Annotated in this window: 17 protein-coding genes; all 17 read left to right on the plus strand. The window is 47.8% G+C overall.

What is annotated here, in order from left to right; all coding sequences use genetic code 11:
• Nucleotides 1–13: 13 nt before the first annotated feature.
• The 17 genes from HMPREF1493_RS04030 (at nt 14) to HMPREF1493_RS04110 (ending at nt 15,652) form a co-directional block, all read left to right on the plus strand.
• Nucleotides 14–1,015: a PTS sugar transporter subunit IIB gene (locus tag HMPREF1493_RS04030; RefSeq protein ID WP_035428019.1), complete on the plus strand. Its 1,002-nt coding sequence runs from the start codon at nt 14–16 to the stop codon at nt 1,013–1,015.
• Between the two features lie 16 nt (nt 1,016–1,031).
• Nucleotides 1,032–1,847: a PTS mannose/fructose/sorbose transporter subunit IIC gene (locus tag HMPREF1493_RS04035; RefSeq protein ID WP_035428020.1), complete on the plus strand. Its 816-nt coding sequence runs from the start codon at nt 1,032–1,034 to the stop codon at nt 1,845–1,847.
• A gap of 21 nt (nt 1,848–1,868) precedes the next feature.
• Nucleotides 1,869–2,786 carry a PTS system mannose/fructose/sorbose family transporter subunit IID gene (locus HMPREF1493_RS04040; protein WP_035428022.1) on the plus strand — a complete coding sequence of 306 codons (918 nt, stop codon included), beginning with the start codon at nt 1,869–1,871 and terminating at the stop codon, nt 2,784–2,786.
• Nucleotides 2,787–2,873: 87 nt separating this feature from the next.
• Nucleotides 2,874–3,281 carry a DUF956 family protein gene (locus tag HMPREF1493_RS04045; RefSeq protein ID WP_035428024.1) on the plus strand — a complete coding sequence of 136 codons (408 nt, stop codon included), beginning with the start codon at nt 2,874–2,876 and terminating at the stop codon, nt 3,279–3,281.
• Between the two features lie 136 nt (nt 3,282–3,417).
• Nucleotides 3,418–3,981 carry an elongation factor P gene (gene efp / locus HMPREF1493_RS04050; RefSeq protein ID WP_012808557.1) on the plus strand — a complete coding sequence of 188 codons (564 nt, stop codon included), beginning with the start codon at nt 3,418–3,420 and terminating at the stop codon, nt 3,979–3,981.
• 82 nt (nt 3,982–4,063) lie between these two features.
• Nucleotides 4,064–4,429, plus strand: a complete 366-nt coding sequence (locus HMPREF1493_RS04055; protein ID WP_035428027.1) for an Asp23/Gls24 family envelope stress response protein — start codon at nt 4,064–4,066, stop codon at nt 4,427–4,429.
• Nucleotides 4,430–4,431: 2 nt separating this feature from the next.
• On the plus strand, nt 4,432–4,935 hold the full coding sequence (gene nusB / locus HMPREF1493_RS04060) for a transcription antitermination factor NusB (protein WP_035428029.1): 504 nt from the start codon (nt 4,432–4,434) through the stop codon (nt 4,933–4,935).
• Between the two features lie 2 nt (nt 4,936–4,937).
• Complete coding sequence (locus HMPREF1493_RS04065; RefSeq protein WP_035428032.1) at nt 4,938–5,285, plus strand: exodeoxyribonuclease VII small subunit; 348 nt, start codon at nt 4,938–4,940, stop codon at nt 5,283–5,285.
• Complete coding sequence (locus HMPREF1493_RS04070; protein WP_035428033.1) at nt 5,285–6,091, plus strand: TlyA family RNA methyltransferase; 807 nt, start codon at nt 5,285–5,287, stop codon at nt 6,089–6,091. The genes HMPREF1493_RS04065 and HMPREF1493_RS04070 overlap by 1 nt, the downstream gene beginning before the upstream one ends.
• 117 nt (nt 6,092–6,208) lie before the next feature.
• Nucleotides 6,209–7,066, plus strand: a complete 858-nt coding sequence (locus HMPREF1493_RS04075) for an NAD(+)/NADH kinase (protein WP_035428034.1) — start codon at nt 6,209–6,211, stop codon at nt 7,064–7,066.
• An 11-nt stretch (nt 7,067–7,077) separates the two neighbouring features.
• Nucleotides 7,078–8,709 carry a DNA repair protein RecN gene (locus HMPREF1493_RS04080; protein ID WP_035428037.1) on the plus strand — a complete coding sequence of 544 codons (1,632 nt, stop codon included), beginning with the start codon at nt 7,078–7,080 and terminating at the stop codon, nt 8,707–8,709.
• Between the two features lie 134 nt (nt 8,710–8,843).
• Nucleotides 8,844–10,493 carry a CTP synthase gene (gene pyrG / locus HMPREF1493_RS04085; RefSeq protein ID WP_035428039.1) on the plus strand — a complete coding sequence of 550 codons (1,650 nt, stop codon included), beginning with the start codon at nt 8,844–8,846 and terminating at the stop codon, nt 10,491–10,493.
• Between the two features lie 28 nt (nt 10,494–10,521).
• Nucleotides 10,522–11,430, plus strand: coding sequence for a site-specific tyrosine recombinase XerD (gene xerD, locus HMPREF1493_RS04090; RefSeq protein WP_035428042.1), 909 nt, complete (start codon nt 10,522–10,524; stop codon nt 11,428–11,430).
• 494 nt (nt 11,431–11,924) lie between these two features.
• On the plus strand, nt 11,925–12,359 hold the full coding sequence (locus tag HMPREF1493_RS04095) for a division/cell wall cluster transcriptional repressor MraZ (RefSeq protein ID WP_012808566.1): 435 nt from the start codon (nt 11,925–11,927) through the stop codon (nt 12,357–12,359).
• Nucleotides 12,360–12,374: 15 nt separating this feature from the next.
• Complete coding sequence (gene rsmH, locus HMPREF1493_RS04100) at nt 12,375–13,358, plus strand: 16S rRNA (cytosine(1402)-N(4))-methyltransferase RsmH (protein WP_084058324.1); 984 nt, start codon at nt 12,375–12,377, stop codon at nt 13,356–13,358.
• Between the two features lie 58 nt (nt 13,359–13,416).
• Complete coding sequence (locus HMPREF1493_RS04105; protein WP_035428045.1) at nt 13,417–13,836, plus strand: FtsB/FtsL family cell division protein; 420 nt, start codon at nt 13,417–13,419, stop codon at nt 13,834–13,836.
• Nucleotides 13,837–13,852: 16 nt separating this feature from the next.
• Nucleotides 13,853–15,652, plus strand: a complete 1,800-nt coding sequence (locus HMPREF1493_RS04110) for a peptidoglycan D,D-transpeptidase FtsI family protein (protein WP_232215504.1) — start codon at nt 13,853–13,855, stop codon at nt 15,650–15,652.
• Nucleotides 15,653–15,657: the final 5 nt, after the last annotated feature.

Genomic DNA, 15,657 nt, shown 5'->3' on the forward strand with positions numbered 1-15,657 from the left:
GAAGGAGGTAGAAGTGGTTAGTATCGTTCTAGCCAGCCATGGCAAATTTGCCGAGGGTATTAAAGATTCTGGCAGCATGATTTTTGGACCACAGGAAGGCGTTATAGCTGTAACGCTTACTCCTGATATGGGCCCAGATGACCTGCACCAGAAGATTCTCGACGCAATTGCCACGCTTGAAGATCAAGAGCACGTTTTGTTCTTGGTTGACTTATGGGGTGGCACCCCCTTTAACCAGATTTCTCGTGTTCTTGAGGAAGAGGGTAAAGAGGATTGGGTTGCTGTTACTGGACTTAACCTCCCAATGCTTATCGCAGCATACGGCTCTCGTCTTGGCGTAGACACTGCCACCGAGGTGGCAAAAGAGATTTACTCTGAAGCTCGTATGGGTGTGAAGATTAAGCCAGAAGAGCTTGAGCCACAAGAGGCAACACCTACAGATGTTCCCGCCGCTCCTGCAGCACCTCAGGGAGCAATTCCTGCAGGCACCGTTATTGGTGACGGCAAGCTCAAGATTGTGCTTGCACGTATTGACACCCGCCTTCTGCATGGTCAGGTTGCAACCACGTGGACAAAGATGACCAAGCCAGACCGCATTATTGTCTGCTCTGATGGTGTTGCTCAAGATGAGCTCCGCAAGACCATGATTATTCAGGCAGCTCCTCCAGGAGTACATGTCCACGTTGTTCCTATTAAGAAGATTATTGAGATTGCTCACGACACTCGTTTTGGCAATACCAAGGCAATGCTTCTGTTTGAGACTCCTCAAGACATGCTCCGCGCAATTGAGGGTGGCGTAGAAATCAAGGAAGCAAACCTTGGTTCTATGGCTCACTCTGTTGGCAAAGTTGTTGTTACCAACGCAGTTGCTATGGATGAGGATGACGTAAAGACCCTTGAGGCTATCCGCGAGTGCGGTACAACGTTTGATGTTCGTAAGGTTCCTGCAGACAGCGCAGAGAACTTTGAGGCAATGCTTAAAAAAGCTAAGTCCGAGCTTGACGCCCGTAAGTAACTAGAAGGAGGTAGAAATGACACCTATCACAATACTGCTTGTCGTAATTGTTGCTCTTCTCGCTGGCATGGAAGGTATTCTTGACCAGTGGGAGTTCCACCAGCCCCTGGTTGCTTGCTCTCTGATTGGCCTTGTGACTGGTCACCCTGCTGAGGGAATTATCCTTGGCGGTTCTCTTCAGATGATTGCTCTTGGTTGGGCAAACATCGGAGCTGCAGTTGCACCAGACGCAGCTTTGGCATCTGTCGCATCTGCAATCATCATGGTTTTGGCACTTAACGGTGGAGACACTGACACCACCGCTGCTATTAACACCTCTATTGCACTTGCAATTCCTCTGTCCGTAGCAGGCCTGTTCCTCACCATGATTGCTCGTACTATTGCAACTGGTATTGTCCATGCTATGGATGCAGCTGCCGAGAAGGGCGATTTTGCTGCAATCGAGCGTTGGCACATTGTAGCTATCTTCATGCAGGGTGCTCGTATTGCTGTTCCTGCAGCTGCTCTTTGCTTCATTGATCCAGCTATTGTCACTGACGCTCTGAACGCAATGCCTAAGTGGCTCACTGGCGGTATGGCAGTTGGCGGCGGCATGGTTGCTGCTGTTGGTTATGCAATGGTTATCAACATGATGGCTACTCGTGAGGTTTGGCCATTCTTTGCACTTGGCTTTGTCTTTGCAGCTATTAACCAGCTCACCCTTATTGCTCTTGGCGTCATCGGTGTCTGCCTTGCTATTCTCTACATTGGTCTTAAAGACCTTGCTAAGCAGGGCGGCGGCTCAGGTGGTGGATCGGGCGATCCACTCGGCGACATCATTGATAACTACTAATTCTGAAGGAGTGTGATAACAATGGAGAATAAGATTCAGCTTTCTAAGAAAGACCGTATGTCTGTTGCTCTTCGTCACCAGTTCCTTCAGGGTTCTTGGAACTACGAGCGTATGCAGAACGGTGGTTGGGCGTTCTCAATGATTCCAGCCATCAAGAAGCTTTATCCAAACAAAGAAGATCAGGTAGCCGCTCTTAAGCGTCACCTTGAGTTCTACAATACTCACCCTTACGTTTCTGCACCAGTCATGGGCGTAACCCTTGCATTGGAGGAGGGACGCGCTAACGGTGAACCTATTGATGACGTTGCAATTCAGGGCGTTAAGGTTGGTATGATGGGCCCTCTGGCCGGTGTTGGTGACCCAGTCTTCTGGTTTACCGTCCGTCCAATTCTTGGAGCACTTGGTGCATCTATTGCTCTGGGTGGCTCTGCACTTGGTCCCATTCTCTTCTTTGTTCTGTGGAACGTCATCCGTCTTATCTTCCTGTGGTACACCCAGGAGTTTGGCTACAAGGCAGGCGCTTCAATTTCTTCCGATCTTTCTGGCGGTATGTTGGGCAAGATTACTGAGGGTGCTTCTATTCTTGGTATGTTTATCATTGGTGCCCTGGTACAGCGTTGGGTTTCTATTTCATTTACCCCAGTTGTCTCTACCATTCCTCAGCAGGCAGGTGCCTACATTGATTGGACAACTCTTCCTTCAGGAGTAGATGGAATCTATCAAGCATTGAAGCTTTATGCTGCTCTTGGACCAAACGGTCTTGATCCAGTCAAGGTAACTACACTTCAGTCCAACCTTGATTCGCTCATTCCTGGACTTGCCGCTGTTGGTCTGACACTGCTTTGCTGCTCACTGCTTAAGAAGAAGGTTTCTCCAATTGCCATCATCCTGGCTCTCTTTGCCGTTGGTATTATTGGTCGACTTCTTGGCTTTATGTAATGAGTAAGAGTACGCATTAGTACTCAACTACGCACAAATATGGGTCGCGCTCTATAATGGGTGCGACCCATTTTTTGAAAGGATTGTATGGCTCAGTCTCAAAACAGCACAGTTGATTTCACTGCAAAGGCAACGTCATTCCATGGACTTGCTACGTACGGCGATATCCTTATTGGCAATAAGGCCTTTGAGTTCTACAACCAAAATAATCCTGAAGATTACATTCAGATTCCTTGGGACCAGATAGATCATGTAGCTGCCTCAGTTATGGGACGAACCAAAAGCATTTCTCGCTTTGCTATTTTTACTAAAAGCAATGGTAACTACTCGTTTTCTACGCGAGACAATAAAGCAACACTGAGGGCAATTCGCGCCTATATAGGGGAGGAGAAACTCGTGCGTTCTCCAAACTTCTGGTTTGTCTTTAAGCACGGACTTATGGCAATTCCACAGCTTCCTCGCCTTATTAAAGAGAGTTTTATTAAAAAGAAGTAAGCAAATTTTGCATTTTCACAAGAGCCGCCAGCACGGAAGGCGTGAAACTGATAAAATCCAACATGCATATACGTGTCGCGGGTAGTTTGAAAATTCACGTTCTTCTCGCGACTTTACCGAGTGAAAAGAGTTAGACGTGGCAACTATCAGCACCGCAGATTTTAAGAACGGCCTTGGCCTTAAGATTAACGATAAGTACTACACCATCGTTGAGTTCCAGCACGTAAAGCCAGGTAAGGGCGGCGCTTTTGTCCGCTATAAGATTCGTGATCTTCGCTCTGGCCGCGTTATTGATCAAACCTGCAACGCTGGTACCAAGTTTGAGAACGTTCTTCTGCTCACCAAAGAGATGCAGTACCTCTACAACGACGGTGAGTCCTTCTACTTCATGGACAACGAGACTTACGATCAGGTAGCTGTCCCTGCTGATTTCATTGGCGAGAAAAGCGTCTGGTTCAAGGAGAACGATAACGCACAGCTTCTCTATGCAGACACTGAGCTTCTTGGCGTTGAGCCTCCAATGTTCATTGAGGCAGAGATCACTGAGACTGACCCAGGCTTCAAGGGTGACACCGTTCAGGGCGGCACCAAGCCAGCAACTATTGAGACTGGCGCCACGCTTCAGGTTCCAATGTATCTGAACCAGGGTGAGCGCATTAAGGTTGACACTCGCGACGGCAAGTTTGTTTCTCGCGTTTAACGCATATGCTTTGGGTGCATAAGCGCCCAACAGGTATTGAGTAATTATTTCAAAGACAGTTTGTCTTTTTTAGGGGGTAGACATGGCTGAAACAGAGCTTCGTATAGCAGGCATCGGCATCTCAAAAGATGTAATTTCAACGGTTGTCTCCGGCGCAGCTGGAAGTGTTGAAGGTGTTGCCTCCGTTGGCGGAAACGATACACTGGCATCCAACCTTATTAACGTCTTTACCAGCAGAAGTCTTGCACCAGAGAAGGCTGTTGAGGCAGGCGTAGAGAACGGTCAGCTTCATCTTGGAGTTCACCTTACCGTTTTCTATGGCTATCCTTTCACAAAGCTTGCTTCTGAGGTAAGACTTGCTGTTGCAACTGCCGTAAATGAGCAGATTGGCGTCAGCATTGCTTCCGTTGATGTTTACATTGACAGCCTTGTTTTTCCTAAGGAGTAGGCTTGAGCGTTAAGTTTTTTGGACGTACCCGCGCCCGTAGCCAAGCACTACAACTTTTGTTCCAGGCTGAAGCCACTAATCGCAGCGTTCTTGAGGTCCTCGACGGAGACTACACGCTCTCCGAGGGACCTCTTGACGAGTATGCGCAGTCACTGGCAGTAGGAGCAGATGGCATTAGAGATGATCTTGATGACATCATTGCTGCTTACTCAAAAGACTGGGCAATTGATCGCATGCCTTCCGTAGACCGCAATCTCCTAAGAATTTCTCTTTACGAGATTCTTGAGGTTCCTGAGGTTGATGTAGCTGTTGCTATTAACGAGGTAGTTGACCTTGCTCGCGCTTACTGTGGCGATGATTCACCTCGCTTTATTAACGGCGTTCTTGGTCGTATTGTTGATGACATTGAGGCTGGAGAAGACATTTATTCTCTGTGCCATAAGCAGTCTGCTGAGCAAGACGTTTCTGAAGAAGAGCCAGAGAGCTCTGTGGAAGATGCAGAGTAGTCATGGCAAAAATCGATACGTCTGAATATCAGAGCTTTGACCAGATAACCGCAAGACTTGATTCAATTGTTGATCAAGTTCGCGATAAGAACGTCTCGCTGGAGCATTCTCTTGACCTCTTTGATGAGGCAATTGCTCTAGGTTCAAAGGCTGTCAACATGGTTGACACCACAGAGTTTACGCTGGAAGAGGAAGAGCGTCTGATTCAGGCTCAGGCAGCAGGGGACGCAGCTGACGCAACCGGCGCAGCAGTTGTCACTGATGAACAAGCTTCTTCTGAGCAGGTTGAGGCTTCAGCTGCAAATGAAACGTCGTCTGATGACGCGGTTTCAGAAAGCGATGAGCACTAGTGGCTCAACGCATTTCTCGCCAAAGGCTCGATAAAGAGCTGGTTAGGCAAGGATTTTTCAAGGACACTCAAGCTGCATTACGCGCAATTCTTGCGGGTGATGTTTCTACGCGCGATAAAAGATTAACTTCAGCAGGAGAGCTTGTTCCTGAGGGATTGTTTCTGCACGTAAAAGGTGCTATTCCATACGTGAGCCGAGGCGGACTTAAGCTCGAGCGTGCCTTTGAAGTTTTTGATTTTACGGTTCAACAGAAAAAATGTTTAGATATTGGCTGTTCAACTGGTGGTTTTACCGATTGCCTGCTTCAAAATGGAGCTGCTTCGGTTACCTCGGTTGATGTTGGCTATGCGCAGTTTGATTGGTCGCTCAGAAACGACAGCAGGGTTGAACTGCTCGAACGTACAAATATTACGTCCCTGCCAGAAATGGGCTACTCGCACGTTTTTGATGTTGCTGTGTGTGACGTATCGTTTACGTCAATCTTGTCAATTCTTCCTTCTGTTTTAGATGTTCTAGCTCCTGAAGGAGCCTTTGTTACGCTGGTCAAACCGCAGTTTGAAGCTAAGAGGGAAGAAGTGGGTGAGGGCGGTATTGTGACTGATGCCTCCGTGCGTCTGCAAACGCTGCAAAAGGTTTCCGATGCGTTTAAGGAAGCTCATATGGGTCCTTTGGGCGCGTGTGAAAGTCCTATTCACGGTGCTAAGGGTAACGTAGAATATTTACTGTTTGGACAGCTTGAGGCAGGTTCGCATGATTTGGATCTTGCTTCAGTGGTATCGAGTCATTCTGTAGAAATAGTGAAATAGAACGAATGTTCTATTTTGTAGTATTGTTTGTATTTTTTTAGGTATACTAAGTACATCGAATCAGACGCTTTAACTGTTTCAGTTGTGCAATCAAGCAAAATCGGGAGAGTGGTTTGCGTGAAGGTACTTCTTGTTCCAAATTATTCAAGAGAAGTTGCTGTTTCTGGTGCACGTGAACTTGAAGAATGGCTCTTTGAGCAGGGCTGTGATGTTCAATGGGCACACGATAAAAAGCTATTCCCGGATAAAGTTGTAGATTGTTCTGATTGCCAGCTTGTTATTTCTCTTGGTGGAGACGGAACGCTTCTGAGGGCCGCCAAAATTGTTGAGTATTCAGAAATTCCAATTTTGGGTATCTCTTATGGTCACCTTGGCTTTTTAACTAGTGCAACTCCTCATCAAATGATTGAGATGGTAGCTGATGCTCTTGCTGGAGAGCTTCACGTATCTAGAAGAGCAACACTTGCAATAGAAACAGAGTATGAGCTTCCATTTGGAGAAACTTACGTTGAGAAGACCTTCTCGCTCAATGATTTTGCAGTTTCCAGAGGTGGAGCAGGCGATATGGTTGAGTTTACAGTTTCTGTATCAGGCAACCATATTGATAAGCTTCGCGGTGATGGTTTTGTTGTTAGTACAGCAACTGGATCCACCGGCTATGCTCTTGCTGCTGGTGGCCCTATTGTTACACCAGAGTTCTCGGGAATGGTTTGCGTGCCAATCGCACCACATACTATTTTGGCTCGTGCATTCCTTACCTCTCCTTCTGATGTGGTTGAAATTACCATGTCAAAAGATAGGCCGGCGACATGTCACTTCTTCTCTGATGGGCAAAACATTAAGCATCCAGAAGAGGGTGTGGCTACCAAAGCTCGTATTAGCCGTGGACCAGGAGATATCATTCTGCTTGATAGAAGTGCTGATAGTTTCTATCGTTCAGTTTCTCGTGTATTTTACGGTAAAACTGGTCAGTAAGCAGGTCATATATGCTTGATGAACTTCGCGTGCAAAATGTTGCACTTATTGAAGACGCTTCTCTTGCACCCGCCTCAGGTTTAACTGTTTTAACAGGAGAGACAGGTGCTGGTAAAACCGCTCTTTTATCTTCCATTAAGCTCTTAGTAGGAGAGCGTGCGGATGCTTCTGCAGTAAGAGAAGGAACAGACGCTCTTAGGGTTGAGGCACGCTTTTTTACCTCGCCAGAAGATCAAGAGGGAATTGTAGTCTCTAGAAAAGTCTCTGCTGATGGCAGAGGCAGAGTAGAGATTGATGGCCACATGGCATCAGTTAAAGAACTGGCCGGAGGTATTGGAACATCAATTGATCTGTGTGGTCAGCATGAGCATCAAAGGCTGCTTGACGTAAAGAACCATGTCAGCATGTTGGACGCATGGATTGGATCAGATATTCAATCTTGTCAGACAGAGTATGTAGACGCTCTTCATGCTTACCATGCTGCAGTCGCTGAACTTCAACGAGTTATTGAAGTAAGCCAGTCTAGCAATGCAAAGATTGATGAAGCGGCATTTCTTGTTCAAAGAATTGATGAGGTCTCTCCTAAAGAAGGAGAGCTAGAAGATCTAGAAGAGCAACTTCCTCGGTTTGAACACGCAGAAGCTCTCCTTCAAGCTGCAGGAGGAACACACGAGTTACTCTCAGGTGATGAGGGCGTTATTGATTCTCTCTCTGATGCAGTTCAGATGCTTCAGAGTGCTGCAACGTTTGATGCTACGCTAGGTAATTATGCAGAGTCTCTTTCAAGCGCACTTATAGAGATTGAGGATGTTTCTTCAGAGCTCAGAAGCTATGTTGGATCTCTCGATTTTGATGAAGAAGCACTTGAAGAGATGCAAAGTCGTATGGCTCGTCTTCAGGGTCTTATGAGAACGTACGGTCCTGGCATGAAAGATGTATTTAAGAAATACCAGGCAGCTCAAAACCTTCTTGAGGTTACAAGAGACACAGAAAAGCTTGTCCGTGAGGCACAGGCAGAAGTAGATAAAGCAAAAGAAACTCTTACCGTAAAGGCTCAGGCACTTAAAAAGGTTCGTGTTGCTGCAGCTCCAAAACTTTGTGATGCTGTTACTAAGCAAATGAGTCATCTGCAGATGGGTTCAGCTCAGATTGAATTGAACTTTGAAGATCTTCCTTTTGAGCAGTGGAATAAAGTTGGTTCTACAAAGATTGAGCTTATGTACAAGCCTTCAGCTCAGATGACTGCTCGTCCGCTTAGAAAAATTGCCTCTGGTGGTGAGGTTTCTCGCGTCATGCTTGCATGCAAAGTGGTTCTAGGAGAGTCTGACGTTTGCGATACGCTTGTATTTGATGAGGTTGACGCTGGTGTTGGTGGAGCTACTGCCGTTGCTCTTGCAGAGGTTTTAGCGCAGCTCGCTAAAACACATCAGGTGATTGTGGTAACTCACCTGCCACAGGTTGCTGTTATGGCCTCTAAACAGTATGTAGTCTCAAAGACAGAAGAACATAATGCGCTCCCTGTAACTTCTCTTACAGAGGTTTCTGGTACTCAAAGAGAAGAAGAGATTGCACGCATGCTTTCAGGCTCTATAACTGAGGCTTCTTTGGCTCACGCGCATGAGCTGCTGTCGGAAGTCCGCTAGATTTTTCAGAACTACATGGACATAACAATGTATTTGTTTGGAGATTAAATTTCTCGACACTATGGGCCTTAAAGCGGAATAATATAAAGACCCGTAGAAATGTAATTGGCTAATCTTACCTACGGGAGTAATCCATGACCAAGCACATATTTGTAACAGGTGGCGTTGTTTCCTCTCTTGGAAAAGGAATCACTGCTGCATCTCTCGGCCGACTTCTTAAGGCTCGTGGCTATAAGGTCATGATGCAAAAAGCTGACCCATATCTCAATGTTGACCCAGGTACTATGAGTCCTTTCCAGCATGGTGAGGTTTTTGTCACTGAGGACGGTAAAGAGACTGACCTTGACCTTGGTCATTATGAGCGCTTTATTGACGAGAATCTTACCAGGGAGTCCAACTTCACCACTGGTCTTATTTACCAGTCTTTGATTCAGCGCGAGCGTGCTGGAGACTTCCTTGGTGGTACAGTCCAGGTTATTCCTCATGTAACCGATGCAATTAAAGCTCGTTTTGCCCGCATTGAGGAGGTTACTAACGCAGATGTAGTCATCACAGAGCTTGGTGGCACCATTGGCGATATTGAGTCTCAGCCTTTTGTTGAGGCAATTCGCCAGTTTAGAAAAGAGCGTGGCGCAAGCAACGTTGCTATTATTCACGTAAGTCTTGTTCCTTATATTGCTGCTGCTCATGAGGTCAAGACTAAGCCTACGCAGCACTCCGTAAAAGAGCTTCGTTCCCTTGGTATTCAGCCAGACTTTATCGTCTGCCGTTCTAGCCATTCTGTGGATGAATCTATTCGCGAGAAAATCGCTAATTTCTGCGACGTCGATGCGGATTGCGTTTTTGAAAATAACGATTTGCCTTCAATTTACGATGTTCCAGCACATCTGGCAGCACAGGGATTTGACAAGAAGGTACTTGAGCGTCTTGGTCTTGAAGTTCGTCCAAGTGATCTTGGCAGCTGGGAAGCATTTACTACTGCTATGCATAAGGCAAATGCTCTTGAAGACGCAACAAGAATTTATGTTGTCGGCAAGTATACGCAGCTTCCTGATGCCTACCTTTCTGTTATTGAGGCACTTCACCACTCTGGTATTTTCTATGGCAGGCACGTTGATATCCGCCTGGTAAACGGTGAAGAGCTGACAGAAGAAGACGTAGAGCAGGAGCTTGCTGGTGCAGATGGCATTTTGGTTCCTGGCGGCTTTGGTCTTCGCGGCGTAGAGGGTAAGATGGTTGCTATTCGTCGTGCTCGTGAGCTCAAGATTCCTTACCTTGGTGTTTGCCTTGGTATGCAGATGGCTGTTACTGAGTTTGCTCGTGACGTCTGCGGCATGGAGGGTGCAAATTCAGCAGAGTTTGGTCCAGATACTCCATACCCTGTCATTGATCTTATGCCTGATCAGGAGGATATTACTGACAAGGGCGGCACTATGCGCCTTGGTTCTTATCCTTGCAAGGTTGTTGAGGGAACTCTTGCACACGAGGCATATGGCAACAATTTGGTTTACGAGCGTCATCGTCACCGCTATGAGGTAAGCAACGTATTCCGTAATCAGCTTGTTGAGGCCGGTTTGGTAGTTTCTGGTGTTTCTCCAGATGACCGCCTTGTAGAGATGATTGAGCTTCCAGAGTCTGTTCACCCTTGGTTTGTTGCAAGTCAGGCACACCCAGAGTTCAAGAGCCGTCCAACTCATCCTGCACCTTTGTTCCGTGAGTTTGCACGTGCAGCAATCGCTCATCATGAGGGTGTTGACCGTCATGATGTAAACCAGTCTCTCTAAGCAGAATTTTTACTAAGGAAGAATACTTATGGACCTCGCTCAGGCGCGTACAGAATTTTTAGCGTACGTTGCTGTTGAGCGAGGTCTTTCTGTAAATACGCTTGATGCCTATACCAGAGATTTAGAGGGTTATTTGCTTTGGCTGAATGGCAAAAAGATTACTTTGCCCAACCAGGTGACTCGCTCCGATGTTGAAGAGTACATAGGCTCTCTTAGAGATTTAGGTATGGCTCCAGCTTCGGTTGAGCGCCACACTGCGGCACTTAGAAACTTTCACAAGTTTATGGCTGTTGAGCAAATTTGTGAGTCATCTCCAGCAGAAGATTTACCTACCGCAGCAAGAATTCAAAGGCTTCCTGATGTTATTTCTCAAGAGAAGGCAGAAGAGCTGCTTGATCAGCCGTTCTCTAATTCGCCTCTAGGCATTCGCGATAGAGCCATACTTGAGTTGCTGTATGGGTGTGGGCTTCGTGTGTCTGAGCTTTGCGATCTTGAGGTTCGAGGTGTCCTTCTAGAAGATGAGCTCTTACGCGTTTTTGGTAAGGGCTCTAAAGAACGTGTAGTTCCTGTATTAGGCTCTGCGCATCGCGCGCTTAAAACATACCTTTATGAGGCTCGCTCGCTTTTGCTTAAGCACGGTCAGGTGTCTGAGGTGTTTGTAAATGCCAGAGGTGGACGCATTTCTCGCCAGTCGGTGCATAAATTAGTGGCAAATTACGGCAGGGTAGTGGGAATTGAGGGTTTGCACCCTCACACGCTGCGCCACAGTTTTGCCACACATCTTCTAGAAGGCGGCGCTGATCTTCGCTCGGTGCAGGAGCTTTTGGGACATGTTGATATTTCAACTACACAGCTCTATACGCACGTAGATAGGTCTCACATTAGAGATGTATATCTTGAGGCTCACCCAAGAGCTCATGTTCGTACGGACAAATAGACGAGCTTGATGCTAGCTTGGCTCGCGTTTGACCCGCGCTTCAATCGCGCTTGACTTGCGCTTGACGCAATCGCGGAGCAAGTGTGGGATAGGTGTGGGGCAAAGTGGTGACTGCGTAAAAGCAGAGCAAAGGCTTTGTCAGAGCAACGTGTGATTTTCGCCACGAGTTCACCACAATTTCCTCAAAAATTATTACGACATAAAAAATTTAATAAATCGAGCTTAAGGCTAAGAAAATCCGTTCTTTTGTAGTTCGGATTTTTTTAAACACTACATATTGTGGTCTTGCTCTATCAATTCTCATCTTTGTTAAACCCCAGCTAGACCATAAGAAAAATACTTGGTGTTGGAAAGTGTTTTCTAGTGTGTGTAAGTGTCGGAATGAGTTATATTTATTTCACGTTCAATCGACGGACTATGCCCAAGCGTTGCCGCGCACACACAACACAAACACAGCCCGCGCGGCAAGGGGCGCCAACGTGAAAGGGGGAGACATGCTTACTGGTCAGTATCAGCGTTCGCTGGACTCCAAGATTCGCGTGACTCTTCCTGCACCTCAGCGCAAGCAGCTTGGAGATGTTGTCATCTTGCTCCGTCGACAGGACGCGCTTTACGGCTACTCACCTGAGGCGTACGAGGCTTGGATTGCAAGTCTGAACCTCAACCCAAGGAACCGCGACGACGTCACAGCACTTCGTATGCTGAACGCAGCAGCAACAACCGTCGACATTGACTCGGCCGGCCGCGTTGCTCTGGGAAAGATTGACGAGTCCGATCCACAGGCTAGGGAGAAGCTCCAGCTTGACCGCGACGTCACCATTGTCGGTAACGGCGACCACTTTGAGATTTGGAACACCAACAAGTGGAACAGCCTCTTCTCGGCAGATGACCGCGTTGCAACGCTCGAGGACCTCATCTTTGGCGCCTAGTGAGGCGAGAAGATCGTGAAGGTAGAAGACGGTAACTTGAAAGTCGAATATCGGCACCAACCAGTAATGCTTGCAGAAGTGCTGCGCGAGCTGGACCCCAAGCCAGGTGAAGTTGTTTGCGACTGCACCTTGGGAGGAGCGGGCCACACCGTAGAGATGGCAAAGCTGATTGCTCCAGACGGTCTTTCCATTGGAATTGACCAGGACGCAATGGCTCATCAAGCAGCAGCTGCTCGCCTGAAGCAAGAAGTACCAAACGCGGAGTTTTTACCGCTTAAGGGAAACTTTGGCGACCTCGATGAACTTCTCGTCTCCGCAGAAGTCCCCGGAGTTGACTGTTTCCTCTTTGACATTGGTGTTTCTTCTCCTCAGCTTGATATCCCAGAGCGAGGCTTTTCGTACCACGAAGATGCCCCGTTGGATATGCGAATGGACCCGGGCAAACAAACTCCAACTGCACAAGAGGTCATCAACACCTACAACGAAGCCGACCTCGCCCGAATCCTTCGAATTTACGGAGACGAGAAATTTGCCTCACGCATTGCACGACGCATTGTACAAACGCGAGAAAAGCGTCCCATCCAAACGACGCTTGAGCTTGTTGAGGTAATCAAGGCGGCAATTCCTGCAGCAGCGCGTCGTCACGGCGGACATCCCGCCAGAAAGACGTTCCAAGCACTTCGTATTGAAGTAAACCACGAGCTTGAGGTTTTGGAGCGCGGACTACGCTCTGCAATTGCCTGGGCTAATCCAGGAGGCAGGATTTGCGTTATCTCGTACCACTCGCTTGAAGATCGCATTGTCAAGCACGTGTTCTCCGAGCTCAGTCAAGGTTGTATCTGCCCGCCAGACCTTCCGGTTTGTATGTGCGGTCAAGTGCCGATAGTTGACGTGATTACGCGCAAACCTCTTGTGGCCACTCCAGAAGAGATAGAGCGCAACCCAAGGGCGAGAAGCGCCCTGATGAGGGTAGCGGTTAAACGCGACCCAGAGAAATGAAGTACCCCATAGCACTTGTTGCTTGTTGTTAAGAAGTTTTTGAAGGGATTGAAGTTTAATGGCACGTTACGGATCAGAAGCTGTAGCACGCGCAATTCAGTTTGAGCATGAGTACGCTCCTGAACAGAGCACTCGCACATCTTTTGAGGTTGTCCCTGGTGGTGGCCTTGATGCTGATGCTCGTCGTGGCGTAAGCAGCCAGTTCATCCAGCGTGTCAAGCTTATTGCTGTTGCTGCAGCACTCTTCCTGACACTTGGTGTTGTCCGTATTGGCATCTCTACCGCTACGGTTTCTACTCTTCAGGCTAATAACGTCATCAGAAATGAAATGCGCGCAACAACTGCAACTAACGATTCCCTGCGCGTTTCTCGCTCTCTGCTTGCAAGCACTACGCGCATTGAGCGCATTGCTACTCAGAATTATGGTATGACTCTTGAGACAAATCGTCCTGTTGTAGATGTAAGCAACAACGCTTAGGCGTAAAATATACGTTGTGAGTACGCAGAATCGACATACTCGCGCATCGCGCAGAAAAACTCCTGAGGCCTCGTACGACGAGGCCTCTCGTGTGCATTTTCGTGGTCATCGTGGTAGCAGCGGTGGCTCGGATGGTGTTGGCCCTGAAGGTAGACTCCGTCGCGTAGCAGCTGCTATGGCCATTATGGTGGCAATTGTTGTTCTTAGGCTTGCTTGGCTGCAAATCTTTACGGCAGCAGATCTTGCAAAGGGCGCCGAGAATAACCGCACCAACGATATTGTCTTGCACGCTCGTCGCGGTACCATTTACGACCGCAACGGCAATGTCTTAGCCATGAGCGTTGACTGCAAAGACATCTATGCCAATCCTTCAGAGATTAAAGACGCAAGCTCCGTAGCTCAGGTTTTTGCCTCGCTCTTAGGCGGAAGCCCTTCAGACTACCTTGGAGACCTGCAGCAAGACACCACCTTTGTCTACGTGCGTCGTCGTGTTGACACTGATACTGCTTCTAAGATTGAAAAAGCACTTGACGAGAAAAACCTCAAGGGCGTCTATTTTGTTAATAACACCAAGCGTGTTTATCCATACGGCAACGTTGGCGTTCAGATTCTAGGCTTTGTAAACGCTGATAATGAGGGCGCTTCTGGCCTGGAGTATTACTACAACGATATCCTTGCGGGCACTAACGGCCACATGATTGTTGAGACCGGTGCTGGTGGTACGCCAATTGCGGGCGGTACTTCAAACATCACTGAGGCACAAAACGGCCAGGATATTGTTCTTTCCATTGATATTGAGCTGCAGAAGAAGGCAGAAGAGCAGCTGACTGCTGCAGTAAAAGACATTGAGGCCCAGCAGGGTGGCTCAATCATGGCTATGAATCCTCGTACCGGAGAGATTTATGCCGCAGCTTCATACCCTCTGCCAGATTTTAAGAGCGATAACGGCGTTGACTACGAATCTCTCAACCTCAAGCTTGTCTCAAGTATCTATGAGCCAGGCTCCGTATTTAAGGTAATTACTACCTCAATTGGTATAGATGACAACCTCTTTGGTCCAAATTCAACCTTCAATATCCCAACCGAGCTCAAAGTTGGCGATAACAAGGTTACCGACGACGATTGGCGTACCAGCGCCATGGACATGAGCGTAAGAGAGATGCTCAGGCGTTCCTCTAACGTTGGTATGGCCTTCCTCGAGACACAGCTCATAGGTGATGAACGCTTTGCGGCAGGAATTGACAAGTTCGGCATTGGACACGCCACAGGCATTGACTTCCCAGGTGAGGCTACAGGAATTGTTCGCTCTCTGGACGAATACGAGGGTCCAACTGGCGGAAACATGGCGTTTGGTCAGGGCCTTGCAATTCCATTTATCCAGGTTATTCGAGCGTACACCGCTGTTGCCAATAAGGGAACTATGGTGACTCCGCACTTTATGGTTTCAAAGGGCGGCCAAGAGGTTACCTGGCCTACTAAAGACGTTATTTCTGCTTCCACAGCTTCAGCCGAGCTTGACATGATGACTACTGTTGTCAAAGAAGGCACCGGTGTTCGCGCAGGTATCTATGGCTACACTGTTGCTGGTAAAACAGGTACCGGCCAGCAGGTTGTGGAAGAAACCGGCTCGTACGGCGAGAATTCCGGTTTTGTTGCCTCTTTCTGCGGTATTGTAAATCCTTCAGAATCTGATTTGATGGTTTACGTTGGACTTAACGATACTCACCAACTTGCATCGCAATCTGCCGCTGTGGTCTTCTCGCAATTTGCAAAAGACGCAGCTACACGCCTTAATATTCAACCAATCAATAACTAGGAGAG

Source organism: Atopobium sp. ICM42b (genome assembly GCA_000564995.1).
Classification (GTDB): domain Bacteria; phylum Actinomycetota; class Coriobacteriia; order Coriobacteriales; family Atopobiaceae; genus Lancefieldella.